We start from the raw sequence: 25275 nt of genomic DNA on the forward strand, positions 1-25275 counted from the left end.
GGCGCCGTTGCTTCTCAGCAGTCGTCGTTCTCGTGGGCGAGGCGTTCGAGCTGATCGTCCAGCTTCTCGCGCTCGGCCTTCGACAAGGCCGCCTTGTGCAGTTCCACCGGCAGCAGGCGTTCGCCGTCGGGGCTGATCCAGCGCCCCTTGAGGGCGCCGTCGCGGCCGTTGAGCATCATCGCGCCGGTGACGCCGGTAACGCGGCCGTTCTCGACCAGGGCCAGATGACCGGCTTCGTCGCGGGTGGCCTGGACGCTGAGCCACTGCGACACGCCGTCGTAACGATACATCGCGGTGAGCAAGCGCTGGCCGCCGCCGCATCCGCTCTCCTGGTCGACCAGGTACAGGGTCGCCGCGCGCTTGCCGACGTGGCCGGTGTAGCGGGTCGCAATCGGCTCCTCGGCGCAGGCCAGGCCGGCCCAACACAGCAATGCGAGGGCGAGGCCGTAGCGATGCGAAACCGGCAGCGGCGTCCTTGTCGTGGCGATCATGATCGTTTCATCCGTAAGCAAAGCGGCGCTGCCGCGGCGGCGGCGAGCATGCCACACGCATCGCGGCTGCGCCGTACACTCCTGACATGGCCCCCCTGCCCGCCGCCGACGTCACCATTGAAGCCGCCGCCGTCGCCGGTCTGATCCGCGACGCCTTCGCCGATTACCACGCGCGTTTCGCCGCGATCACCCGCCGCGCCCAGGGCCGGTTCGAGCGCAGCGACTGGAGCGGCGAACGCGACGATGCGATCGAGCGCATCGAGCTCTACGACCTGTGCATCGCCGAGGCCAGCGACTCGCTCGAACGCCGGCTCGGCGAGCGCGCCCGCGACCGCGTGCTGTGGTCGGCGGTGCATGCGGCCTATGCCGAAACGATCGCGCCGCTGCTCGACTGCGAGCTCTACAAGACCTTCTTCAATACCCTGACCCGGCGTTTCTTCAAGACCCGCGGCGTCGACCCGGCGATGGAGTTCGTCGCCCTCGACATCGAGCCGACCGACGCCATCACCCACCCGGTGGCGCGCCACAGCTATGCGGTGTCGGAGGATCGCCTGGTAGAAACTTTCATGCGTGTGCTCGGCGACTACCCGTTCGCGGTGCCGTACGCGCACCGCACGCGCTGCGCCGCCGGCATCGCGGTGCGGCTGCAGGAGGACTTGCAGCACTGGGGCCCGCATCCGGTGCGCGCGGTCGAGCTGCTCGACACCGTGTTCTATCGCGAGCGCCGCGCCTATCTGGTCGGACGCGTGTTCGGCGAGCGCTCGTTCTCGCCGTGCGTGATAGCCCTGGTCAACGACGGCGGCGCGCTCAAGGTCGACGCGGTGCTGACCTTGCGCAGCGAAGTCGTGCAGTTGTTCAGTTACTCGCGCAGCTATTTCCATGCCGACCTCGGTACGGTCGGCGATGCGGTGGTGTTCCTGCGCACCCTGCTGCCGGGCAAGCCCATCGACGAGCTCTACACCGTACTCGGCCGCGCCAAGCAGGGCAAGACCGAGCGCTACCGCACCTTCTTCCGCCAGTTCGCGGCGCAGCCCGGCGAACGCCTGATCCGCGCCGAAGGCGAGCGCGGCATGGTCATGGCGGTGTTCACCCTGCCCAGCTATCCGCTGGTGTTCAAGATCATCCGCGACCGCTTCGCCTACCCGAAGGAAGTCGCGCGCGAGGAGGTCGAGGCCAAGTACTCGCTGGTGTTCCGCCACGATCGCGTCGGCCGCCTGGTCGACGCACAGCCGTTCCGTTTCCTGCGCTTTCCGCGCGCGCGCTTCGCCCCGGACCTGCTTGAGGAGTTATTGAGCACCTGCGCCAGCAGCATCAGCCTGGACGGCGACGACCTGGTGTTGCACCTGTGCTATGTCGAGCGCCGCCTGCGCCCGCTCAACCTGTACGTGCGCGAGCAGACCGCCGAGGCGGCGCGCGCGGCGGTGATCGACTACGGCCAGGCGATCCGCGACCTGGCCTTGAGCAACATCTTCCCGGGCGATCTGCTGCTGAAGAACTTCGGCGTGTCGCGGCACGGCCGCGCGGTGTTCTACGACTACGACGAGTTATGCCTGGTCACCGACTGCCGCTTCCGCAACGTGCCGGAACCGCGCAACCACGAGGAAGAGATGGAGTCCGGGGCCTGGTTCTATGCCGCCGGCAACGACGTGTTCCCGGCCCAGTTCCCGCGCTTCCTGGGCCTGTCGCCGGCGCTGCTCGGTGCGCTGATGCACGCGCATGCCGACATCTTCCGGGTCGAGTGGTGGCAACAGGTGCAGGACGGTCTGGTCAGCGGCCGTCACAACGACGTGGCGCCGTACCCGGAGCAGCGGCGGCTGCCTTAGTGGACGGACTCGCTTGCCGCTTGATGCTGAGGCTATCGCCTCACTGATGCCCTCATCCGGCTCTTCGAGCCAGCTTCTCCCGCGAACGGGAGAAGGGCTAGTCCCGCCGCTGCGTTGTTCCCTCTCCCGCTTGCGGGAGAGGGTTGGGGTGAGGGCACGACCGCCGCGCCCTGCACACCTCACGCACAACCATGCGCATCGCGGCAGGCGTCCTGACGGGTCAGGCTTTCCGGGGTGCGAGCGAACCAGGCGCGCCAACCGGCGACGGCGGCGGTCGCCGAACGCCGGGCGACGACTTGCCGGCTGCGCTCGACCACGGCCGCGGCAGCGGTCTCGGCGACGTCGTCGTCGGCATCGCGCGGATCGACGAAATGGCCGTGCAGGAACATCAGGTTCTTGTAGATATTCATGGCTCGTCTCCCTGCGGCGCCGGCCCGGTATGGACTGGCTTATTGAGTGATTCGCAAGGTACGCTCGCCGGATACGGCAAAAAAGCGCGCCGTTTGCAAGCCAGACTTGAAAGGGATTCAAGATGAATCGACCGCCGCTGCATGCGCTGCTGGGCTTCGCGACCGCTGCGCGCACGGGCAACCTGACCCGCGCCGCCGATTCGATGAACCTGACGGTCAGCGCCCTCAGCCACCAGATCCGCACCCTGGAAGAACGGCTGGGCCGACGCCTGTTCGAGCGCGGGCCGCGCGGAGTGCGGCTGACCGCCGACGGCGAGCGGCTGCTGTCGGTGGTCGCACCGCACCTGGATGCGCTCGACCATGCCCTGCGCCCCTACAGCCCGCGCCGCGACGAGGTGCTGACCCTGAGCCTGATGGCCTCGATGGCCTCGGCCTGGCTGGTGCCGCGGCTCGGCAGCTTCGTCGCCCGCTGCCCGCAGCTCGAACTCAATCTGTTCTCGTCCGCGGCAGTGGTCGATTTCGATCGCGAGCCGGGCATCGACGCGGCCATGCGCGGCGGCTACGGGCGTTGGCCGGGATTGGTCACCGAGCATCTGTTCAACGAGACCCTGATCCCGGTCGCCAGCCCAGCCCTGATCGAACGCATGGGCGGCGAGTTGCCGGCGCAGGAGGACCTGCATCGCTGGCCCTTGCTCGGCGACCTGTCGCCGTATTGGAAAGACTGGTTCGAGCGTTACGGCGGCAAGATGCCGAACCGCTACGTCGCCCATTTCGACGATTCCGAAACCATGCACCGCGCCGCGGTCGAAGGCCTCGGCGTCGCGCTGGGGCGCATGGCGCGCACGCGCCTGTTGATCCAGAACGGCCAGTTGGTGCCGCTGAGCCAATGCCGGCTGCAGATCGATTGGGGCCATTACCTGGTGTACCCGCAGCGCTCGATCGATCACGCCGGGCTCGGCTCGTTCCGCACCTGGTTGCACGAGCAGGCGACGGCCTACGTCGCTGAGATGGAAGCCGATCACCTCGCCCGCCACGGACGCACCGCCAAGACGGCTAATGGCCCCGCCGCCAGCCCCGCGAGCGGCCCCGCCGGCAGCGGCGCCAAGGTCGTCCGCAAGCGCCGTTGAGCACATCCCCTGTGCAGGGCGCTTGCGGTAGGCTGGCGCCCCCTGTCCGATGCCACCGGAGTCCGTTGCATGGAACGTAACCGTACTGCCCGATTGCTGTTGCTCGCCGCGTTGCTGCCCGGCCTGGCCGTGGTCGCGCACGCGCAGAAGCCCGCCGCCAAGGCCAAGGCCGCCGAGAGCGCCGCCAAGACCGCCGAACCGGCCGCCAACGCCGCACTCAAGAAGGTCATCGCCGGCAGCTGGCGCGACCCGAAGAACGTCGCCCGCGACGCCTACCGTCATCCGCTGGAAACGCTGCAGTTCTTCGGCGTGCGTCCGGACCAGACCGTCATCGAGATCACCCCGGGCGGCGGCTGGTACGCGGAAATCCTCGCGCCGTATCTGTCCGAGCGCGGCCGCTACGTCGCCGCCGTGGTCGACCCCGACACGCAGTCCGAGGACGGCGCGCGCAAGTACTACGCCAAGGCCAAGACCAACCTGGAAACCAAGTTCGCCGGCGCGCCGGCGCAGTTCGACAAGGCCGTGGTCGCCGCCTACGACAGCTACAAGCCGGCGTTCGGCCCGTCCGCTTCGGCCGACGTCGTGCTGACCTTCCGCAATGTCCACAACTGGCGTTCGGCCGACCAGGCCGAGGGCATGTTCAAGGGCTTCTTCGACGTGCTCAAGCCGGGCGGCACCCTCGGCGTGGTCGAGCATCGCGCCAAGACCGACGTGTCGGCCAACGACAAGAGCGGTTACGTCGGCCAGGCGCAGGTCATCGCGATGGCCGAAGCGGCCGGCTTCAAGCTCGAGGCCAAGAGCGAGATCAACGCCAATCCGCGCGACACCAAGGACTACCCGAACGGCGTGTGGACCCTGCCGCCGTCGAACGACCACGCGGCCGCCGACGCGGCCAAGTACAAAGCCATCGGCGAAAGCGACCGCATGACCCTGCGTTTCCGCAAGCCGCGCTGAGTCCACCGACACAGCGCCGTAGTACACCGCGAGGCGGCCCGCGCCGCCTCGCGCCCTGCCCGGCCCCGCCCGCGTGCTGATCGCCTTCAACAAACCCTATGGCGTGCTGTGTCAGTTCACCGACCGCAGCCTGCCGCCGCGCCCCACCTTGGCCGGCTTCGGCCTGCCGCCGGACGTGTACGCGGCCGGTCGCCTGGACCACGACAGCGAAGGCCTGTTGCTGCTCACCGACGACGGCGGCCTGGCCCATCGCCTGACCGACCCGCGCCACAAACAGCCGAAGACCTATTGGGTGCAGGTCGAGGGCGATCCGCAGGATCAGGCGCTGAGCGCCTTGCGCGATGGCGTCGAACTCAACGACGGCCGCACCCTGCCGGCGCAGGTCGAACGCCTCGACGCGCCGGCGCTGTGGCCGCGCGATCCGCCGGTGCGTTTCCGCAAGACCGTGCCCGATGCCTGGCTGGCGATCACCATCCACGAAGGCCGCAACCGCCAGGTGCGGCGCATGACCGCCGCGGTCGGCTTGCCGACCCTGCGCCTGGTGCGCGTGGCGATCGGGCCGCATCGGTTGGACGGGCTGATGCCGGGGCAATGGAGCCCGCGCTGAGGACCGCTCAGTCGCGGCAGTGCCGCGCGGCCTCGGTGAGTTCGCGCACTTCCACGCCCTTGCAAAAATAGCCCGGCACCACGCAGTCCAGGTACGGCCGCGCATGCCGGCGCGATTCGGCCTTGCTCGACAGCACGGCCGGCGCAGCTGCGCCGGCTTCGGCGACGCAGCGCGCGTGCTTGTCGCGCATGTAGTCCTCGCAGGCGGCCGGGCTCAGGCCGTAGTTCTCTCGCGCCTGCGGACAGAATCCCAGGGCGGTCTCGCGCCAGAGCTCGAAGAACTCGCGCTTGGGAATCGGCCGCTGCTCGATCTCGGCGATGCGGTAGTCCGACGCCGGTGCGGCGAACCAGTGCAGATAAGCGAACACGCCGGCGGCGGCCAGGGCGATCGCGATCAAAATCCGTTGCATTCCTGTCCCGATACGTAGTGCGGCATTCGTGCGGCGGGAGATTGTCCCGCGCGAGGCGCTCTTAAGGGTAGGAGCGGCGTCCTGCTGCTTGGATTCGCTTCGCTGCGCGCCGATCTGCGACCGCCGTCGCAAGCATGCGGCCAATCGCGAAGCCGCATGAGATATCGACCCGGTTTGATCCCGGGTCTGTCGTGGCGACACGGCGCCGCGCCCTCTAGCGTGCCGTGACGGGCGCGTGCCAGGACCGGCCGATGCGCCACCAGCCAAGTTCTCTCTGGGGGAGACTAGCCATGACACGACTGCGTTCGATTTCGTTCGGCTTCGGCGCGATGCTGTGTGCGTCCGCCGCGTATCTGTCGTATCCCGCACCGGCCGACAGCGCGGTCGGCCGGGTCGCCGCGGCCGAGGAGCCCGGGTTCGAACAGACCCCGCCGGTGCTCGAAGACAGCTTCATCACCCCGGTCGACGACCACCCCGACGGCAATGCGTTGCTGGAATTCACCTACGTCAAAGGCCAGGACCTGCCGGCCGAGATTCCGTTCAACGTCGGCGACAAGCCGGTCAAGCTGCAGCGCGACGAGCAAAACCCGCAGCTGTACCGGGCCATGATTCCGTTCGACTTCGACGGCTTGATCAAGGAACAGGAACTGCGCCAGGCGCTGGCCACCGAAGAGAAGGCCACGGTGCCGAGCTTCGACGGCCGCGAGCATCTAGGCGACAGCCCGATCAGCTTCCTGCCGCCGGACAAGCTGCGCGAACAGATCGCCGCGCGCACCCGCATCCGCATTCCCGGCGGCGTGCTGCTCGGCCCGCCGGCGATCGTGCGCCCCGAGCGCTCGCTGCTGGTCACCCACCCGGCCGTGGTCGAAGACCCGACCCGCACCTTCGACGCCTGCACCAACGCCGGCAATCCGAACGGCGCCTGGACCTTCAACCGGCTCATGACCAACATGGCCAACCAGCCGCTGACCGGCGTGGACCCCTCCGACTTCGTCGAGAACTGGATCCGCACCTGGAACACCTCGACCACGGTCAACAGCTTCGTGGTGCCGGCGCGCACCTCGGTCAATTCGCAGGTGCTCGCCAGTTGGCCGCGCCTGAGCAACGGCAAGCTCGACCTGGCCCGTTCGCCGATGCGCCTGCTGGCGATCGTCAACCGCGTCGACCTGCGCGGCAACGCCGGCTACGGCGGCGGCAACGCCGGCGAGGGACGCTTCGTGTTCGGGGTGATCCGCCGCAACGCCACCGGCAGCTGCACCGTGCACCGCTTCACCGTGATCCTCGAATACGGCGTGCCGATCAACGGCTGCCCGGCGGTGCGCAGCTTCGCCCAGCAGTGGGGCGCCTTGGGCTCGATGAGCCTGGGCTCGTCGCTGTACAACTCGTCGCTGCAGGCGATCACCGACCAGTTCACCGGCGCCAACGCCGCGCCGCGCAAGCCCAACGGCAGCGCCATCAACCAGATCCGCACCAACGAGTTCCTGCAGAGCCCCTGGGAGCTGCGCGAGTTCAACATCGTGCGCGCCACCGCCCAGCTCGGCATCGTGCCGGCCAAGCAAACCCCGAACCACGTCTTCAACAACGCCGGCACCCTGCTCGCCAGCTACGTCAACGCCAACCAGGCGCAGGTGCTGGTCGAACAGCACTCGGTGCCGCTGAGCTATCTGGGCACGCCGTTCCTGACCGGTTCGGTGCGCAACCCCAGCCCGCAGGTGGCCTGGACCCATCCCGGCATCGTCAACAACAACGCCCGCAACAAGCTCTCGCTCAACACCTGCGACGCCTGCCACGGCCGCGAAACCCTGACCACCAGCTTCCTGCATGTCGGCCCGCGTTCGTCCGGCGCGCAGGCGACGCTGTCGCGGTTCCTGATCGGCAACGGCACCCTGGCCAGCCCGACCACCTTCAACATGGCCGACCCGGTGGTTGGCTCGACCGTCCGCAACTACGGCGACATGGTCCGCCGCCAGGCCGATCTAGCGACCCTGCAGAGCAATGCCTGCCTTTCCGGCGGCGTGTTCCAGCAGGCGCAGTTCCAGCCGATGCTGGCCACGCACTGAGCCTTACCCCGCAGCAAACGAAACAGGCGCCGCAAGGCGCCTGTTTCTTGTCTGCGGACCATACAAGCCCGCGCAGCCGCGCCGCTCATTTGCCGTCTGGCGCCACCGGCACCGAGTTAGCCCCCGGCCGCGACAGCAGCACCACCCCGCCCAGCACCACCGCGGTGCCGACCAGTTGGATCGCGGTGATCGACTCGCCGAGCACCCAGGCGCCGAGGAACACCAGCGACACCGGCCCGATCACCGAGAACTGCGCGGCGGTGCCGGCGCCGAGCCGGGCCACCGCGGCCATGGTGAAGGTCACCGGCAGGAAGGTGCAGAACACTGCGTTCGCCGTCGCCAGGCCGTAGACCTGCCACGGCAGGCCGAGCAGGCCGCTCGGGTCGCGCGCGATCAGGTAATGGATCAGGGTCGCCGCGGTCGACACCACCATCGCGTAGGCGACCAGCTGCAGCGAACCCATGCGCTTGACCAGCTCGCCGGACATGGCGAGGTACAAGGCATAGCTGACCGCCGCGCCGAGCACGAGCGCGCTGCCGAACAGCACGTGCTCGCCCTGCACGCGCAGGTTCTCGACCATCACCAGGACCACGCCGGCGTAGCTGACCGCCAAAGCGATCCACTCCTTGGCCGCGACCTTGCGCCGGTAGGCGAACAGGCCGATCAGCAGCACGATGGTCGGGTTGAGGAACAGGATCAGCCGTTCCAGCGACACCGGCACGTACTCCAGGCCCCAGAAATCGAGCAGGCTGGACAGGTAATAGCCGAGCACGCCGAGCACCAGGATCAGGCCGAGGTCGCGGCGCGACGGCAAGGCCTGGCGCTGGCGCGCGCGCTGGGTCTCGCGGATGCCCAGCAGCACGAACAAGGGCAGCGACAAGGCCATGCGCAGGGTCAGCACGTCGAGCGAATCGACGCCGTAGCGGTATTGCAGCTTGGCCAGGATCGCCTTGGCCGAGAACAACACCGCACCGCTCGCGGCGAGGGCGATGCCGAGGCGTCGGGCGCGGTTCGGAGCGACGACGGGAACGGCGGGAGATACAGCAGTCATGGCGGGCAGGCGTTGGGGGCGTGGAAGACTACGGCGGCGGCGGGCGGAATCGAACCACGGCGCAGCAGCGGGCCCCGGGCGGCGCCGATCATGGCAGAGCGCTCAGGCCTCGGCACTGGCCGCATCCAGCGCGGCGATCTCGTCGGCCGACAGAGACAGCCGCGTCGCCGCGAGCAGCTCCTGCAACTGCGCCACGCTGGTCGCGCTGGCGATCGGCGCGGTGATCGAGGGCCGCGCGATCAGCCAGGCCAGGGCCACCTGGGCCGGCGTGGCGCGCTGGCCGGCGGCGACCGCGTCGAGTGCGGCGAGGATGCGCAGGCCGCGTCCGTCGAGATAACGGGCGACCGCGCCGCCGCGCGCGCGGCTCTTGTCGAGATCGGCGCGGCTGCGGTACTTGCCGGTCAGGAAGCCGCTGGCGAGGGCGTAGTAATTGATGACGCCGAGCCCGCGCTCGCGCACCAGCGGCTCCAGCTCGGCTTCGTACACGGCGCGGTCGTAGAGGTTGTAGTGCGGCTGCAGGGTTTCGTAGCGCGGCAGGCCGTGGCGTTCGGCGACGTCCAGGGCCTCGGCCAGGCGCGCGGCCGAGTAGTTGGAGGCGCCGATGGCGCCGACCTTGCCCTGCTCGATCAGCCGAGCGAACGCGCCCAGGGTGTCTTCGAGCGGGACTTTCGGGTCGTCCGCGTGGGCCTGGTAGAGATCGATGCGGTCGGTGCGCAGGCGGCGCAGCGAGTCCTCGACCGCCGCCTGGATGTTGGCCGGCGACAGCCCGGGCCGCTGCGACCATTTGGCGACCTTGGTGGCGATGACGATGCGCTCGCGACGGCCGCCGCCCTGGGCCAGCCAGCGGCCGATCAGGGTCTCCGACTCGCCGCCGGCGTTACCGGGCACCCAGGCCGAGTAGGCGTCGGCGGTGTCGACCAGGCCGAAGCCGGCTTCGGTGAACGCGTCCAGCAGGGCGAAGGTGGTCGCCTCGTCGGCGCTCCAGCCGAACACGTTGCCGCCGAAGGCCAGCGGCGCCGCCGACAGAGATGAACGGCCGAGCGGTCGCAGGCTCATTGCGGATTCCTTAATCGAAGAGCGTCCATGATGCGCCGCCGCATTCGACCGTGGCATCACCGAATCTGCAACGCCGCGTTGCCGAGCGCGGCGGGTTGTCGCAGGGGCTGTGAACTGTTCAGCTTTTCGGCTTTTTACCCCGCCTTTATGTGAAGGTTTCTGTTAACTTTCGACCGTTTCCTCGCGGTTCATTTATGCGAATTCAGCGTGAAATATCCGCCCTAGGGGATTCCAAGGACGTATGAGCACTGCCGCGACTTCCACGGGCCGGATTCTTGTCGTCGACGATCAGGCTGCGAACCTGCGCGTCGTCACCGCCCTGCTCTCGCGCCAGGGTTACGAGGTCGTGTCCGCCTCGACCGGCGACGAGGCCCTGCGCCTGTACGCCGAATCGCCGCCGGACCTGATCCTGCTCGACGTGATGATGCCGGGCATGGACGGTTTCGAAGTCATGGCCGCGTTGCGCGCCGACTCGCCGCTGCGCGTGCCGGTGGTGTTCGTGACCGCCGCCCACGACCGCGACCTGTTGCTGCGCGCTTTCGATGCCGGCGTGGTCGACTACGTCACCAAGCCCTTCCTGCCCGAAGAGCTGCTGGCGCGGGTCAACGCCCATGTCGGCCTGAAGCTGACCCGCGACCGCCTCGAGCGCGTCGCCCGCGAGCGCGAGGAACTGGTCAACCTGGTCGCCCACGACCTCAAGAACCCGCTGACCAGCGTGCTGTTCGCCAGCGACCTGCTGTTGCACAACGGCTGTAAGCCCGAACGCGTGCCGCGCTACCTGCAGATGATCCACGAGAGCGCCGACGACGCGCTGGGCTACATCCGCCATTACCTGGAAAGCCAGGCCGGCACGCGCGAGCACGGCGCGATGCAGGGCCGCGCCGACCTCAGCGAAACCCTGGGCTGGCTGGTGCGCCGCTACGAGATGCAACTCGACGCACGCGGCATCCGCGTCGAGATCGCCCCGCCGCCGCACGGCACCGCGCAAGTGGCGATGGACCCGCGCGTGTTGCGCCAGGTCAGCGAGAACCTGGTCACCAACGCGATGAAGTACGCCCCGAACAGCGACCTGCTGCTGGCCGCGCGCAACAGCGCCCCCGGCTTCTGGCAGTTGATCGTCGCCGACCGCGGCCCCGGCATCCCGGTGGCGCGCCAGCGCGAACTGTTCAAGCCCTTCGTGCGCCTGCACGACGACGACGTCGACGACGGCCTGTCGAGTGGCTTGGGCTTGTCCTTGGCGAAACAGATCGTGGTCAACGCCGGCGGCCAGCTTTGGTACGAGGAACGCAAGAACGGCGGCTCGCGCTTCATCATCGAGTTGCCGGAAGCCGCGCCGGAGTAGTCGGCTCTCGGGCCGGCGTCTGGGGCTCGGGGTCGGTGCGGCGCGAGCTGCGACCGCGGGATGCGCAGAAGGATCAACGCAGATGGCGTTGCCCGAAGCCGTTCCTCCTCGTGTGTAGGAGCGGCGTGAGCCGCGACCGCGGGACGCGCAAAGACGACAATGCCAAAGTCGTTCATCGAAGCGGCGTGCTTTCGCGGGGGTAGGAGCGACGCAAGTCGCGACAACGTTGTTTCGATCTCGCGGCGTACCACTCAAGCAAGATTTAGATCAAGATCAAACGCTAAATGCTTCCGCCACTAAAGCGGCGGGTTACTTTCTTTTGTCATAAGCAACAAAAGAAAGGTAACCAAAGAAGTTGCTTTTCTTTGAATCACAGGCCCGCATGAGCGGCGCAATCGCAGGGATTTTTCATACGGGACATCCTTGTCCCGATGAAAAACGGCCTGCATCCATGCAGGCCGCCCTCCGGGTCTTCTGTTGCCTTCGCTAGTGTTTTGCGACGCATAGCAACAGCATCCCTGCAGCTATGACGGTTCAAAGGGTAGGAGCGGCGCAAGCCGCGACCGCGCAACCACAATCGCCCGCGCTGGCAGCCGTAGATTCGCGGTCGCGGCTCGCGCCGCTCCTACCCTAAGAGCATGGCAACTGTTGCTGTTGCTGTGAAAGCTTGGCGCAGTCCCGAACCGCGAGAACACCGGAGACCCGGAGGGCGACGCACAGGACCTGCGCCGTTTTTCGATAGGACAAGGATGTCCTATCGAAAAATCCCGGCGCTAGCTGCGCACTCGTGGCCTGTGCCCTTGCAAGGAGAGCCCTTTTCTTTGGTTACTTTTCTTTTTGGCTTAGCAAAAGAAAGTAACCCGGCCGCGTCAGCGGACGGAAGCTCTGCTCTTGCGCTGGCTTCTTAAAGAAATAAGATCAAACGCCTAAAGCTTTCGCCACTAAAGCGGCGGACGGAAATTTTGCTTCGGCCTTTATCCGATTGATGCGCCGCTAGACCGTCACATCGCGGTCGCGGCTCGCGCCGTTCCTACCCCTTAGGCTCCCGAAGCCGCTAGGCGAAACCGAAAACACGCGACCACCTTCGGCATGCCCCAAACGAACGAAGCCGGCGCTAGCGCGCCGGCCTCGGGGTATGACGGTTTCAAGCGACTACATTCGCAATCCGGCCACGGCGCAACCACACGCCGATGCCCTATCACTCGGCCTAGTCCACCAGCCCGACGACTTACTCGCTGGCGCTTTCTTCGCTCGCCGCCTTGCGTGTGCCCGACTTGCGGCGCGAGGCGCTGCCGTTGCTATCGGCGCGGCGCGCATCGATGCGGCGGGCGCTGCCTTCGATCGGGTCGCCTTCGGCCTGCTGTTTCGCCTTGCGGCGCGCGGCGGCGTACCAGAGCAGGCCGGCGCCGGCCACGGCGGCGACCGCGATCACCGGGTTGCGGCGGATGAAACCGCCGGCGGTGCGGGCACCGGTCTTCAGTGCGCCCAGCTTGACGCCCGTCTCCAACCACTGGCCGGCCTTGGGCACATGCTGCTTGATGTTATCGCCGACCGACGACACCAGCTCCAGTGCGCGCTCCGGGAATGAAGTGAACTTGCTCATCGTGTCGATCCTGTGACGAGAGAAACAGACTCCAGTGTCGACGCGGAACCGTTGAAATTCTGTGAGCGCAGTCGCGTCGGACCGGCTGCCGGCTGAATACGGCGCGGTATCGACGACTTCGGCCGATACATAGCCCTTGCACAGCCAACCCATGACCAACACACCTCGCTCATCGCGGTTGACGCATCGGCGCCTTGTGCGACGCCGCTGTGCTCAGGTGCCGCGCGGCTTGGCCCGGTGGGTCGCAGTCGCCGTCCACGGATCGTCGGGCCAGGGGTGCTTGGGATACCGCCCCTTCATTTCCTTTTTGACCTCGGGGTAGGTGCGCTCCCAGAAACCGCGCAGGTCCTGGGTAACCTGCAACGGCCGCCCGGCCGGCGACAGCAAGTGCAAGGTCAGCGGCACGCGGCCTTCGGCGATGCGCGGCGTATCGGCCAGGCCGAACAGTTCCTGCAGCTTCACCGCCAGCACCGGTGGTACGGCGGCGCCACGTCCATCGGCGGCATGCTCGTCGTAGGCGTAGTCGATGGCGCGCTCCATCCCCGACGGCACCACCATGCGGGTCGGCGCGAGTGCGTCCAGCCGTTGCCGCCACGACCAGTCCGACAGCGAACGCAGGGCTTCGCCGAACGCGCCCTCGTCGAGCGCATCGAGGCGGGTCTTGCCGCGCAAGGCCGGCTTCAGCCAGTCGTCGATACCGGCCATCAAGGCCTCGTCGGACAGGTCCGGTAGCGCGTTGTCGCCCTGGGCCAGCTCGGGCATCCACTCGCGCAGGCAGCGCACACGCGCACGCCACTGGCGCAGGCCGCCGGTCCACGGCAGCGCGTCGAGACCGAGTTGGCGCACCGCATCGACCAGGGCATCGGCGTAACGCGAGGGATCGGGTTTGGCGAGCGGACGGCTGTCGAGCACGATGCGGTCGTAGCGGCGCTCGCGCACCGCCGCGATCGCGCGCGCGGCGGCGTCCCAGACCACCCGGTCCTCGCTGACGAAACGCTGCGGGAACTCGCGCTCCAGGCGCGCTTCGTCGAGCGGCGAGGCGCGCAGCACGCGCGCATCGCGCGGGTCGTCGCGCAGCTCGCTGATCACCAGCCACGGTTCGCCGTAGACCGCGCTGTCGTCGAACAACTTGGCGCTGCGGCCGTTGGCGAGCTGATAGCGGTAAGGGTCGCTCGGGTGCTGGCGGGCGATGCGGTCGGGGAAGGCATGCAGCAGCAGGTCGCCGAGCGCGTGCGCGGGCACCTGGGTCGGCGGTGTCGCGTCGACACGCAGGCGCCGGCGCCATTGCTTGGCGGCCTGGTCGAGCGCGGCCAAGGCCGAACGCGAAGCATCGGCCGGTGCGCGGCCCTGGCGGAACGCGGCCAGCGCCTGCCAGCGCGCGGCCAGCGCGTCGCCACCGCTGCGCAGCGGGTCGCGCGCTTCGATCAAGGCGGCCAGGTCGCCGGCCAGGGCGCGTTCGCGCGCATCGCTGGGCGCCAGCAGCATCGCCGCCAGGCGCGGATGGGTGCCGAGCGTGAGCATGCGCCGGCCGAACGCGGTGATGGTCGGCGCCGCATCGCCGCGGCCGGCTTCGAGCGCGCCGAGCCGCAGCAACAGTTCGCGTGCCGCGCCCATCGCCCCGCCCGGCGGCGCATCGACGAAACGCAGGCCGGCATCGCCCCAGGCAGCGAGTTCGAGCGCCAGCCCGGCCAGTTCGACCTGGGCGATCTCGGGGCGCCGCTGCGGTTCCAGGCGTTGCGATTCCGGCCACAAGCGATACGCCCAGCCTTCGGCGACGCGGCCGGCACGGCCGGCACGCTGATCGGCGGACGCCTGGGCGATGGCGACCACGTCGAGGCGCGAGAAGCCGCTGTTGGGGTCGTAGCGCGGCTCGCGGGCCAAGCCGGCGTCGATCACCACGCGCACCCCGGGCAGGGTGACGCTGGACTCGGCGACGTTGGTCGCCAGCACGACCCGGCGGCGGCCGTCGGGATCGGGCTGCAGGACCCGGCTTTGCTGCTCGACCGGCAGTTCGCCGTGCAGGCTCAGCACGTCGATGCCGCGCAGCGCCTCGCTGCCGGCCAGGGCGGCATCGGCACGCGCGATCTCGCGCTGTCCGGGCAGGAACACCAGCACGTCGCCGGGATGCTGCTGCAGGGCGTGCTCGACCGCACGCCGCAGTTGGTGTTCGAGTTTTTCCTCGCGCCGCGCCGGGTAGTGCCCAATCGTCACCGGATAGCTGCGCCCGGCGCTGCTCAGGCGCGGCGCATCGAGAAACTGGGCCAGCCGTTCGCCGTCCAGCGTCGCCGACATCACCACGATGCGCAGGTCCTCGCGCAGCGAGGCCTGCACGTCGAGCGCCAGCGCCAGGCCGAGGTCGGCGGCGAGATGGCGCTCGTGGAATTCGTCGAACACCAGGGCGCCGACGCCTTGGAGGCTGGGGTCGTCCTGGATCATCCGGGTCAGGATGCCTTCGGTGACCACTTCGATGCGGGTGCGCGCGGAGACTTTGTTCTCGAAGCGGATCCGGTAGCCGACGGTTTCGCCGGCGGCCTCGCCGCGTTGCCGCGCCATGAACTGCGCGGCGGCGCGCGCGGCGACGCGGCGCGGTTCCAGCATGACGATGCGTTGGCCCTGCAGCCACGGCGCATCGAGCAGGGCCGGCGGCACCTGGGTGGTCTTGCCCGCGCCGGGCGGCGCTTCCAGGACCAGGCGCGGATGCGCGGCGAGGCTGTCGCGGATCGACGGCAGCAGGGAATCGATCGGGAATTCGGCGGCGTTCACGCGCGCAAGGATACGGTGCGCGGCGCCGATGCGTGCGCGATCGACGCAACCGCCCCGCGAGCACGCCCGCGCGCGACGACGCCGCGGCCGCGCCGGTATTCCTCGGCGTTACGACGAACCTGGGTACGGCTCAGTCCTTGGCGAACTCGCCGCAGCCGTACAACAGCCGGCCGCCGTCCTCGATATCGCCGATGAACACCAGGATCGCCTGACTGTATTTCTTGCGCTTGGTGTCCTGGCAGGGTTTGTCCTTCGGGCTGGCGGTGAGCATGACCAGAAGCTCCTGTTGCTCGCCGGCGATGCTCTGCTTGCCGGACAGCGCGTACTGGGCGGTCAGCTCCAGCGGACCCGGCTCGGGCTTGACCGAGGTCAGGGTGCTGTGGGCGGCGCGGACGCCGCGCGGAAGGGCTAGATCGAATACGACCTGGCCGGGGCCGCTGCGCTTGAGCTGGATGCTCCAGCCGGCCTGACCGTAGTTGCCGCCGTCGAAAGTCGCTTTCGGAAAGTCGTACTTGGGCTTGGATTCGGCAGGTGCGGACGCCGGCAGGCAGGCGAGCAGCGACGCCAGCCCCAGCGCGAAGATCGTCGAGGTGATGCGCATTGCGATTTCCCCATGGCGACCGCCCGGCCGCCTTCGAAGGGCATAACGCCGCGTCGCTACGGTCGTGAATCCGCCGCCCGCGACGGCAGGGCGGAACCACGATGCGGGCACCGCGCGGCCGTGGACGGCCGAAACTTGGGCTGGCCCGGCCCAGCGCCTACACTGCGCGCTGTTTTCCGCAGCATCTCCACTCATGCAACTGATCGACATCGGCGCCAACCTCACCCACGACAGCTTCGACCACGACCGCGACGCCGTGCTGCAGCGCGCGCGCGACGCCGGCGTGGCGCGCATGGTGATCACCGGCGCCAGCCGCGAGCATTCGCCGCAGGCGCTGGAACTGGCGCGCCGCCACCCGGGCGAGCTGTTCGCGACCGCCGGCGTGCACCCGCACCATGCGAGCGAGTACACCGCCGAATGCGACGCCGAGATGCGCGCGCTGCTGGCGCACGACGAGGTGGTGGCGGTCGGCGAATGCGGGCTGGACTATTTCCGCGACTTCTCGCCGCGCCCGGCGCAGCGGCGTGCTTTCGAGATGCAGCTGCAGACCGCGGTCGACACCGGCAAGCCGCTGTTCCTGCACCAGCGCGATGCGCACGCCGACTTCATGGCGATGATGCGCAACTTCGACGGCAAGCTCGGCCCGGCCGTGGTGCATTGCTTCACCGGCACGCGCGAAGAGCTGTTCGATTACCTCGACCAGGACTGGTACGTCGGCATCACCGGCTGGCTCTGCGACGAACGCCGTGGCCTGCACCTGCGCGAGCTGGTCAAGCACATCCCGGCGGCACGGCTGATGATCGAAACCGATGCGCCGTACCTGTTGCCGCGAACGGTCAAACCGGCGCCGTCGCACCGGCGCAACGAACCGATGTACCTGGCGCACATCGTCGAGGAACTCGCCCGCGACCGCGGCGAAGACGTGGCGACGACCGCGGCCAACAGCAGCGCGGCCGCCACCGCCTTCTTCGGGCTGCCGGCGGCGTAAGCACTCGCCGCCGGTTGACGCCCTCGGGCCGGCGAACTCACTTCATGGTGAAGTTGCCGCAGCCCTTCCATACCTTCCACGGCCCGAGCTTGGCCGGCGTAAGCACGACGGTGTAGGTGTAGGAACCGTACCTTCCGGTGCTCTTGCCCTTGGCGTCGATGCATTGTCTGCCGAGCGGCACCGGCGCCAGCTTCGTGCTCAGACCCGTCGCGGCGGTCCCGTCGCCTAGCTTGCCGACCAACAGGTAATCGCCCATGCCCGAGGCCGCCTTCTGCTGCAGCTTGCCTCTCAGCGGCGTCCGCGACTCCGGCACGGTCAGGGCGTAGTCGACCGAGTAATCCGGCTGGGTGGTCATCGCCACGATCCAGTCGGCGCCATTGCCGCCGCGGAAGACCGGCGCCGGGAAAGTGATCTGCTGGGCGGCCGCGGGCGCGGCTGCGAGAGCGGCGGCCAGGCCCAATCCGGCGACGGCGGCGAACATGATGCGCATAAGAGACTCCTGTAGGGGCGACGTGGTGCCGCCGATACCGCTACCAACGCAGCTTCACCGCCGCCGTGAAGCGCCGTCGTCGCGCCGGGCGGTGGCCCGTGGCCGCGATGAAGGCGAAACGACGGTGCGGGGAAGACTGCCGCGGCAACAGGAAAGGCGGCGTCAGCCTCCATCAACGCGGCACGGCGCGGCTTGAGGACAGCGTCCTGGGACGGCGACGGGACAGGCACTAGACTGGGCCGCCTTCGCCGCCCGTCGCGCGCCTTTCGCACGGCGCTGACGACCGCCTCCCCCGCTGCTCGCCTGCCCCGCAAGGATCGACTTCATGGATCACCCCGCATCGCGGTCGCCCGTCTGGTTTCCGCTCGCGCTCGGCGCCTGCGTCTTCGTACTGACCGCAGCGTTCTTCCTGGTCGCGCAGATCGAGCATCCCCTGCCCGAGGGCGCCGACGGCGCCGCCAGCCAGGTCTACGCCTGGCTCGAATGGCTGTGCGGCATCGGCCTGCTGATCGGCGTCAACCTCGCCCTGGCCAGCGCGCTGATCGCGCGCCGCGGCCCGCCGCAACGCGCCTGGGCCGCGCTGTTGGTCGCGGTGGCGCTGGTGTTCGGCCTGGGCTATCTGTGGTCGATCGCGGTCATGCAATCGATGCAGGCCCTGAGCGACAGCGTGTCGACAGTGACGCTGTATCGCTGGGTGCCGCCGCTCAACGCCGTCAAGGTGGTGGTCACTTCTTCGATCGGCCTGGCGATCGCCTTCGCCGTCGGCGGCCGCGGCCCGACTCCGGTGGTCTGGAGCGGTGGCCAGCGGCGCCTGATCGGCGCGCTCGTCGCGTTCGGCGTCTGCGCCGGCGTGTTGTTGCTGCTTCAGCACAGCCTGAGCCGCTTCACCGCTCTGGACGACAACGCCCAACGCCACGGCATGACCCTCGCCGCGCTCGGCATCGGCTTCCTGCACGGCCTGTGCTGGGCTCTGCTGCCGGCGCGCCGCGGTGCCGGCGCGATGCCGGCCTTGATCTCGGCCCTGCTGACGCCGCTGCTGATCGTGCTGTCGACGCTGCCGCTGCTGTTGTTGGGCGACAAGCTCGGCCTGGCCGAGCTGCTGGTCATCGTGTTGCTGCTGCTGTTCGCCGCGCCGGTGCTGGCCTCGCTGCTGGTGGTGTGGCTGCACCGCAGGCGTTATCCGGCAGCGCAGGCCTGACGATCTGCGTGGGTCGCACTGAAACCAACGGCCCGCTCGCAGCGGGCCGTTGGTTTTAGCGGGGCGCGGTAGCGCGATCAGTACATTGCGAGGTCGCCGCAACCGCGCATCTGCGGCAGGCCCTCGACGGTGACCTGGACGCTGTGCCGGTGCGCGCCGTCGCCGTCGTCGGTGCAGTCCTTGCGGCTGATCTCGACCACCATCGGCTTGGCGCCCTGCTTCGTCGCCAGTTCGCCGCTCAACACGATCAGGGAACCCGGCGCGTCGGCCGGCTGGCCCTTGTAATCGATCGTGCCGCTGGCCTTCTCGCTGCCGCTGCCCCAGGTCAGCTCGACCTGGTGCGACCTCTCGCCGGTGGCCTGGATCTCGATGCCCCAATGCTCGCCGAAGCCCTTGAACGCCGGCACCGGACTGACCTTGCCGACCTGATCGGCGCCGATCTTGCCCATCGGCCGGCCCGCCGGCCCCGGATCGCTCGCCGGCGTCGCGGCCGCATCGGCGCGCACCGTGTCCTTGGCCTGCTCGGGGGCCGCGCAACCGGCGGCGAAAGCGATCGACAGGATCGCAGCGAAAGGCATCGGGCGCATGGGGTTCTCCTGGGTAACGTGGGGCCGGTCCATCGCGGCCGGTGCGACGTTGTAACGCAGCAACGGTGCACGAGGGGTCAATGGCGGCGGAGCGCGTTCAGTCGCGCGGCAATGCCGACGCGGGCCGTTGCCGTTGCCGTTGCCTTGAAGATTTTGCTGTTGTTGTGGCTGTGCGTCGCCTCGCACTAGCGAAGGCAACAGAAGACCCGGAGGGCGGCGCGCAGGGATGCGCGCCGTTTTTCATCGGGACAAGGATGTCCCGTATGAAAAATCCCCGCGTCGGCACCGCTCGTGCGGGCCTGTGGTTCAAAGCAAAAGCATTTTTCTTTGGTGACTTTTGACCGAAGGGAATCCAGACGGACTTTTGTTGCTTTAGACAAAAGAAAGTTACCCGCCGCTTTAGTGGCGGAAGCTCTTATCGTTTGATCTTGCTTGTATGAAAGCCATAAGCAAGTGCAGAGCTTCCGCCCGCTACGCGGCCGGGTTACTTTCTTTTGCTAAGCCCAAAAGAAAGCTAACCAAAGAAAAGGGCTCTCCTTGCAAGGGCACAGGCCACGAGTGCGATGCTAGTGCCGGGATTTTTCGATAGGACATCCTTGTCCTATCGAAAAACGGCGCACGTCCTGTGCGCCGCCCTCCGGGTCTACAGTCGCATCGCGAGTTCAGAACTGCGCCGAGCTTTCACGGCCACAGCAACAGCAGCAACAGCAGCAGCAGCAGCAGCAGCAGCAAAGTTGCCGTTGCCGTTGCCGTTGCCGCAAGGATTTTTCTGTTGCTGTTGCTGTGCGACGCCCAGCACTAGCGAAGGCCATAGAAGACCGGAAGGGCGGCGCGCAGGGATGCGCGCCGTTTTTCATCGGGACAGGGATGTCCCGTATGAAAAATCCCCGCGTCGGCATCGAGCGCGCGGGCCCTTGATTCAAAAGGAAGCATTTTTCTTTGGTTACCTTTCTTTTGTTGCTTATGACAAAAGAAAGTAACCCGCCGCTTTAGTGGCGGAAGCTTTTAGCGTTTGATCTGGATCTTGATCTTGCTTGAACGAGACGCCGCAAATCCGTTACAGCGCGGTCGCGACTCACGTCGCTCCTACAAAGGCGGAATGCCGCGCTGGGAAACCCTCCAGCAGGCGCAGCCTCAGCTGCGCAACCCCACGCCCCGCTTGAGCAACCACAACGCCAACGACGACAGCGCCACCACGAAACCGATCATCAACGCATACGCCACCCACAACGGCACGTCGCTGCTGCCGAGCAGGCCGTAGCGGAAGGCGTTGACCATGTAGAAGATCGGGTTGGCGTGGGTCGCCGCCTCGGCCCAGGCCGGCAGCAGCTTGACCGAATAGAACACGCCGCCGAGGTAGGTCAGCGGGGTCAGGATGAAGGTCGGCACGATCGCGACGTCGTCGAACTTCTTCGCGTACACCGCATTGACGAAGCCGGCCAGCGAGAAGATCGTCGCGCCGAGCAGCACCGTGGTCAGGGTCACCAGCGGATGCGGCACGCGCACCGAGGTGAAGCACATGGCGATCAGCAGCACGATCACGCCGACCATCAACCCGCGCAGCACCGCGCCGGCGACGTAGCCCCACAGGATCACCCAGTTCGGCATCGGGCTGACCAACAGCTCCTCGACGTGGCGGCCGAACTTGGCGCCGAAGAAGCTCGAGGAAATGTTGCCGTAGCTGTTCTGGATCACGCTCATCATCACCAGGCCGGGGACGATGAACTCCATGTAGCTGTAGCCGCCCATCTCGCCGATGCGCGAGCCGATCAGGCCGCCGAAGATCAGGAAGTACAGGGTCATGGTGATCGCCGGCGGCACCAGGGTCTGGCCCCAGATGCGCAGGATCCGCATCACTTCGCGACGGACGATGGTGCCCAGCGCGACCAGGTTGCGGCGCATCGGGGTGGGTTCGGCGACGGCCGCGGGCAGGGTCTGGCTCATGCGGCGGTCTCCGTCTGCGTGGCTTCGGGCTGGTTGATCATGCGGACGAACAGTTCTTCCAGGCGGTTGGACTTGGTGCGCATCGAGCGCACCCGGATGCCGGCCTCGCCGAGCGCGGCGAAGACCCGGTTGAGGTCCATCGCGCGCGGCATTTCCAGGTCGAGGGTGTGGTCGTCGGTGGCGACCACGGTGGTGCCCTCGATCTGCGGCAACGCCGCCGGCAGCACGCCGTCGATGTCGAACAAAAAGCCCTCGACGTCGAGCATCGCCAGCAGGGTCTTCATCGGCCCCTGCTGGACGATCCGGCCCTGGTCGATGATCGCCAGGTTGCGGCACAGGCTTTCGGCCTCTTCCAGGTAATGGGTGGTCAGGATGATGGTGGTGCCGGCGGCGTTGATCTCGCGCAGGGTCTTCCACATGCCGCGGCGGATCTCGATGTCGACGCCGGCGGTGGGCTCGTCGAGGATCAACAGGCGCGGGCGGGTCATCATGGCGCGGGCGATCATCAACCGCCGCTTCATGCCGCCCGACAGGGTGCGGCTCATCATGTTGGTCTTTTCCCACAGCTGGGCGCGTTTGAGCTCTTCCTCGGCGCGCTGCAGCGCCACCGCCCTCGGCACGCCGTAGAAGCCGGCGTAATTGACGAGGATGTCGATGGGCTTCTCGAACATGTTGAAGTTCAGCTCCTGCGGCACCAGCCCGATCAGGCGCATCGCCGCTTCGCGCTGGGTCGCAAGGTCGGTGCCGAAGATCGACACCGAGCCTTCGCTGAGGTTGACCAGCGAGCTGACGATGCCGATCAGAGTCGACTTGCCGGCGCCGTTGGGGCCCAGCAGGGCGAAGAAGTCGCCCGGGGCCACGTTCAGGGACACGCCCTTCAGGGCCTGGACGCGGTTGTCGTAGGTCTTGCGCAATGCGCGCACGCACAGGGCCGGCACCGGCTCGGCCGATGCCGCTGGGGAGGCGGCCTGGGACTGGGTCATTCGGAGTGTTCTCGGGAAGCCTGGCCGCGGGCCCCGCGGCGAATGCCTTAGTATAGGCGGCCCCGCGGTGGCGCTCCGGTCACAGACTGTTGCGAATTCCCGCGTTGCGCAGCCCCGCACAGTCCCCAGACTTTGCACCAGACGGCCGCACCGACCATCGCCCGGGTCGCCCTACGCGTCCGAACGCCCACGCGCCTTAGACGGCACGATCCAGAAGCACGATCTCCATGAAGCAGTTTCCGCTCAAACTCGTTTCGCGCCGGATGTTGGCCCCGACCGTCGGCCACTACGTCTTCCTGCGCGACGACGGCGAGCCGCTGGACTACATCCCCGGCCAGTTCATCCAGGTTCACTTCCAGTACGCCGACGGCACCGCGACCAAGCGCAGCTACTCGCTGGCGAACATCCACGACCATGCCCTGGGCGCGGGCGAGACGGTCGAGATCGCGGTCAGCTACGTCGCCGGCGGCGCTGCGACGGCCCTGTTCGAGGGCATGGGCGACGGCGATCTGGTCCAGGCCAGCGGGCCGTTCGGCCGCTTCTGCCTCAACCCGGCCGACACCAATCGCCGCTACCTGCTGATCGCCACCGGCACCGGCGTGACCCCGTACCGGGCGATGCTGCCGCAGTTGGAAGCGCTGATCCGCGACCGCGGCATCGAGGTCGTGCTGCTGTACGGCGCACGCTCGCCGGTCGAACTGCTGTACGGCGACGACTTCCGCGCCTTCGCCGACCGTCACCCGAACTTCCGCTTCGTGCCCTGCTTCTCGCGCGAGCTGCCCGAGCAGCCGCACGCGGACGTGCGCCACGGCTACGTCCAGCAGTTCCTGGAAGAGTTCGCGCCGAGCGCCGACGGCGACATCGCCTACCTGTGCGGCAACCCGAACATGGTCGACACCTGCTTCGAGGCGCTCAAGGGCTACGGCCTGCCGGTGCCGCAGATCCGCCGCGAGAAGTACGTCTCCTCGAAATAAGCGCCCAGCGCGCGACCCGGCGCCGCAGCGCGCCGCCGGGCCCGGCGGCGCCTGCCTGGAAGCACCGCAGCGGCTCCATCGCCGCCTCGGTCGCGAGCGCGCAGCCCCGCGTCGAAATCCGTCGCTTCGGTCCGGTCACATTTTTCCCATCGCGCCCGTCTGTCATTCTTGAAGGCGCACCGCCTGGGAACGAGAAACGGACATGCACCCATTTCGATACGGATACCGACCGCGCAGCCTCGCGGTCGTCGGACTCGCCGCGATGCTCGCGGCGGCCGCGCTGAGCGGCTGCGACCAGGCCGGCTCCGCCGACAACAGCGCCAAACGCCACGACGGCAACGCGATCAAGCGCCACTACGGCCGGATCGTGTTCGATCCCTGCACCCTGTCCACGCCCTACGCCAGCGGCACGATCGCGGCGCAGTGCACGCAATTCGAGGTGCCGGAGAACGCCGCCGAGCCCAAGGGCCGCAAGCTCAAGCTCAACCTGGCCTGGTTGCCGGCCACCGACGAGGCCGGCGTAGCCGAGGACCCGGTGTTCTTCCTCGCCGGCGGCCCCGGCCAGGCGGCGACCGAATCCTGGCCGAGCGTCGATGCCGCCTTCCGCGAGGTGCGCAAACACCGCCATATCGTCCTGATCGACCAGCGGGGCACCGGCAAGTCCTCGCCCCTGGCCTGCCGCGACGCTAGCGGCGAAAACCAGCCCCACCGCGACGAGGCCGCCCAGTTCGACGCCGCGGTGCAGGCGGTCGAGCACTGCGCCAAGCAACTCAAGGTCGACGCCAGCCGCTTCACCACCAGCGACGCGATCGCCGACCTCGACGCCGTGCGCGCGGCCATCGGCGCAGCCAAGATCGACCTGGTCGGGGTGTCCTACGGCACCCGCGTCGCCCAGCAGTACGCCACGCGCTACCCGCAGCACACCCGCAGCGTGGTGCTCGACGGCGTGGTGCCGAACGAACTCGTGCTCGGCAGCGAGCACGCGCGCAATCTCGACAACGCCCTCGCCCTGCAGTTCAAGCTGTGCCAGCAGATCCCGGCCTGCCGCGCGCGCTTCGGCGGCGAACCGCGCGAACAGCTGCGCCAGCTGATGGCGCGCCTGCAGACGCCGGTCGAGGTCGATTACCGCGACCCGCACACCGGCGAGCAGAAGCGCGCGCCGATCAGCGCGGTCCAGGTCGGCATGCTGACCCGGATGTTCTCGTACGCGCCGGAAGCCGCTTCGCTGTTGCCGCTGGTCTTGAACGAAGCCGACCAGGGCCGCTACGCGCCGCTGATGGCGCTGTCGAAGATGATCGAGAGCCAGCTCAACGACGAGCTCAACTACGGCATGCAGTTGTCGGTGATCTGCGCCGAGGACGTCGACCTGCTCCAGCCCGATCCGAGCGATGCCGACACGGTGATCGGCGACGCCATGAGCAAGACCCTGATCGCGCAGTGCAAGGCCTGGCCGACCGGGCAGCGCCCGAAGGATTTCCACGCGCCGTTCAAGTCGAGCCTGCCGACCCTGCTGCTGTCGGGCGAACTCGATCCGGTCACGCCGCCACGCTACGGCGACCAGGTGGTCAAGCACCTGGCGAACGGCCGTCATCTGATCCTGCGCGGCCAGGGCCACGGCGCGCTGCGCATCGGCTGCACCCCGAAGCTGCTCGGCCAGTTCGTCGAAACCGCCGACGCCAAGCAGCTCGATGCGCGTTGCCTCGATGCGCTCGGCTACGTGCCGCCGTTCGTCTCTTTCAACGGCTGGGAGCCGTAAGAACCGGGAATCGACCATGGGAATCGGGAATCGACGAAACCGCTCGATGAGACCGTCC

24 protein-coding genes are annotated in these 25275 nt (G+C 68.1%); 11 read left to right on the top strand and 13 right to left on the bottom strand.

What is annotated here, in order from left to right:
* Positions 1-14 precede the first annotated feature (14 nt).
* Entirely contained in the window at positions 15-491 is a 477-nt protein-coding gene (locus tag LC490_RS01995) for a hypothetical protein (RefSeq protein ID WP_051885379.1), read from the bottom strand.
* Between the two features lie 86 nt (positions 492-577).
* Between LC490_RS01995 and aceK the strand changes: the two genes are divergently transcribed.
* On the top strand, positions 578-2314 hold the full coding sequence (aceK, locus tag LC490_RS02000; RefSeq protein ID WP_223619125.1) for a bifunctional isocitrate dehydrogenase kinase/phosphatase: 1737 nt from the start codon (positions 578-580) through the stop codon (positions 2312-2314).
* Between the two features lie 179 nt (positions 2315-2493).
* On the opposite strand, the gene LC490_RS02005 is transcribed toward aceK, so the two are convergent.
* Complete coding sequence (locus tag LC490_RS02005; RefSeq protein ID WP_223619126.1) at positions 2494-2724, bottom strand: hypothetical protein; 231 nt, start codon at positions 2722-2724, stop codon at positions 2494-2496.
* Between the two features lie 122 nt (positions 2725-2846).
* On the opposite strand from LC490_RS02005, the gene LC490_RS02010 reads away from it, so the two are divergent.
* The 3 genes from LC490_RS02010 (at position 2847) to LC490_RS02020 (ending at position 5412) form a co-directional block, all read left to right on the top strand.
* Positions 2847-3851, top strand: a complete 1005-nt coding sequence (locus tag LC490_RS02010) for a LysR substrate-binding domain-containing protein (protein ID WP_081931320.1) — start codon at positions 2847-2849, stop codon at positions 3849-3851.
* Between the two features lie 69 nt (positions 3852-3920).
* The gene (locus LC490_RS02015; protein WP_031373928.1) at positions 3921-4805 is read left to right on the top strand and encodes a class I SAM-dependent methyltransferase; all 885 of its coding nucleotides are present in this window, start codon (positions 3921-3923) and stop codon (positions 4803-4805) included.
* 73 nt (positions 4806-4878) lie between these two features.
* Entirely contained in the window at positions 4879-5412 is a 534-nt protein-coding gene (locus tag LC490_RS02020) for a pseudouridine synthase (protein WP_031373929.1), read from the top strand.
* Positions 5413-5419: 7 nt separating this feature from the next.
* Here the strand turns inward: LC490_RS02020 and LC490_RS02025 are convergent, their stop codons facing one another.
* Positions 5420-5821 (bottom strand): hypothetical protein, encoded by a 402-nt coding sequence (locus LC490_RS02025; RefSeq protein ID WP_223619127.1) that lies wholly within the window; start codon positions 5819-5821, stop codon positions 5420-5422.
* Between the two features lie 290 nt (positions 5822-6111).
* Between LC490_RS02025 and LC490_RS02030 the strand changes: the two genes are divergently transcribed.
* The gene (locus LC490_RS02030; RefSeq protein WP_223619128.1) at positions 6112-7881 is read left to right on the top strand and encodes a hypothetical protein; all 1770 of its coding nucleotides are present in this window, start codon (positions 6112-6114) and stop codon (positions 7879-7881) included.
* A gap of 85 nt (positions 7882-7966) precedes the next feature.
* Here the strand turns inward: LC490_RS02030 and LC490_RS02035 are convergent, their stop codons facing one another.
* Positions 7967-8932 carry a DMT family transporter gene (locus LC490_RS02035; RefSeq protein WP_223619129.1) on the bottom strand — a complete coding sequence of 322 codons (966 nt, stop codon included), beginning with the start codon at positions 8930-8932 and terminating at the stop codon, positions 7967-7969.
* A 102-nt stretch (positions 8933-9034) separates the two neighbouring features.
* Positions 9035-9988 (bottom strand): aldo/keto reductase, encoded by a 954-nt coding sequence (locus LC490_RS02040; RefSeq protein ID WP_223619130.1) that lies wholly within the window; start codon positions 9986-9988, stop codon positions 9035-9037.
* Positions 9989-10229: 241 nt separating this feature from the next.
* Here LC490_RS02040 and LC490_RS02045 point away from each other — a divergent pair, with 241 nt between their 5' ends.
* On the top strand, positions 10230-11330 hold the full coding sequence (locus tag LC490_RS02045) for a hybrid sensor histidine kinase/response regulator (RefSeq protein WP_031373934.1): 1101 nt from the start codon (positions 10230-10232) through the stop codon (positions 11328-11330).
* Between the two features lie 1228 nt (positions 11331-12558).
* On the opposite strand, the gene LC490_RS02050 is transcribed toward LC490_RS02045, so the two are convergent.
* The 3 genes from LC490_RS02050 to LC490_RS02060 all read right to left on the bottom strand — a co-directional run bounded on the left by LC490_RS02050 (position 12559) and on the right by LC490_RS02060 (position 16297).
* Positions 12559-12933, bottom strand: coding sequence for a hypothetical protein (locus tag LC490_RS02050; protein ID WP_031374121.1), 375 nt, complete (start codon positions 12931-12933; stop codon positions 12559-12561).
* Between the two features lie 213 nt (positions 12934-13146).
* A complete protein-coding gene (hrpB, locus tag LC490_RS02055; RefSeq protein ID WP_223619131.1) occupies positions 13147-15696 on the bottom strand; it encodes an ATP-dependent helicase HrpB in 2550 nt (849 codons plus the stop codon).
* Positions 15697-15826: 130 nt separating this feature from the next.
* Complete coding sequence (locus LC490_RS02060) at positions 15827-16297, bottom strand: hypothetical protein (RefSeq protein WP_223619132.1); 471 nt, start codon at positions 16295-16297, stop codon at positions 15827-15829.
* A 193-nt stretch (positions 16298-16490) separates the two neighbouring features.
* Here LC490_RS02060 and LC490_RS02065 point away from each other — a divergent pair, with 193 nt between their 5' ends.
* Positions 16491-17285 (top strand): TatD family hydrolase, encoded by a 795-nt coding sequence (locus LC490_RS02065; protein WP_223619133.1) that lies wholly within the window; start codon positions 16491-16493, stop codon positions 17283-17285.
* A 37-nt stretch (positions 17286-17322) separates the two neighbouring features.
* Here LC490_RS02065 and LC490_RS02070 read toward each other — a convergent pair whose 3' ends face one another.
* Positions 17323-17775, bottom strand: coding sequence for a hypothetical protein (locus LC490_RS02070; protein ID WP_223619134.1), 453 nt, complete (start codon positions 17773-17775; stop codon positions 17323-17325).
* A 325-nt stretch (positions 17776-18100) separates the two neighbouring features.
* Between LC490_RS02070 and LC490_RS02075 the strand changes: the two genes are divergently transcribed.
* Positions 18101-18973, top strand: a complete 873-nt coding sequence (locus LC490_RS02075) for a hypothetical protein (protein ID WP_223619135.1) — start codon at positions 18101-18103, stop codon at positions 18971-18973.
* 77 nt (positions 18974-19050) lie between these two features.
* Here LC490_RS02075 and LC490_RS02080 read toward each other — a convergent pair whose 3' ends face one another.
* Complete coding sequence (locus LC490_RS02080; protein WP_223619136.1) at positions 19051-19560, bottom strand: hypothetical protein; 510 nt, start codon at positions 19558-19560, stop codon at positions 19051-19053.
* A gap of 80 nt (positions 19561-19640) precedes the next feature.
* Here LC490_RS02080 and LC490_RS02085 point away from each other — a divergent pair, with 80 nt between their 5' ends.
* Positions 19641-19901, top strand: a complete 261-nt coding sequence (locus LC490_RS02085) for a hypothetical protein (protein ID WP_223619137.1) — start codon at positions 19641-19643, stop codon at positions 19899-19901.
* A gap of 302 nt (positions 19902-20203) precedes the next feature.
* On the opposite strand, the gene LC490_RS02090 is transcribed toward LC490_RS02085, so the two are convergent.
* From LC490_RS02090 to LC490_RS02100, 3 genes are all read right to left on the bottom strand, one after another.
* Positions 20204-20359: a hypothetical protein gene (locus LC490_RS02090; protein WP_223619138.1), complete on the bottom strand. Its 156-nt coding sequence runs from the start codon at positions 20357-20359 to the stop codon at positions 20204-20206.
* A gap of 335 nt (positions 20360-20694) precedes the next feature.
* Positions 20695-21504 (bottom strand): ABC transporter permease, encoded by an 810-nt coding sequence (locus LC490_RS02095; RefSeq protein WP_031374023.1) that lies wholly within the window; start codon positions 21502-21504, stop codon positions 20695-20697.
* Positions 21501-22487, bottom strand: coding sequence for an ABC transporter ATP-binding protein (locus LC490_RS02100; protein ID WP_223619139.1), 987 nt, complete (start codon positions 22485-22487; stop codon positions 21501-21503). The genes LC490_RS02095 and LC490_RS02100 overlap by 4 nt, the downstream gene beginning before the upstream one ends.
* A 227-nt stretch (positions 22488-22714) precedes the next feature.
* Here LC490_RS02100 and LC490_RS02105 point away from each other — a divergent pair, with 227 nt between their 5' ends.
* Both LC490_RS02105 and LC490_RS02110 read left to right on the top strand, forming a co-directional pair.
* Positions 22715-23461: a ferredoxin--NADP reductase gene (locus LC490_RS02105; RefSeq protein WP_031374025.1), complete on the top strand. Its 747-nt coding sequence runs from the start codon at positions 22715-22717 to the stop codon at positions 23459-23461.
* 202 nt (positions 23462-23663) lie between these two features.
* Positions 23664-25217: an alpha/beta hydrolase gene (locus LC490_RS02110; protein ID WP_223619140.1), complete on the top strand. Its 1554-nt coding sequence runs from the start codon at positions 23664-23666 to the stop codon at positions 25215-25217.
* Positions 25218-25275: the final 58 nt, after the last annotated feature.

This window comes from Lysobacter sp. ESA13C (assembly GCF_019970005.1).
GTDB classification, from domain to species: domain Bacteria; phylum Pseudomonadota; class Gammaproteobacteria; order Xanthomonadales; family Xanthomonadaceae; genus Lysobacter; species Lysobacter antibioticus_B.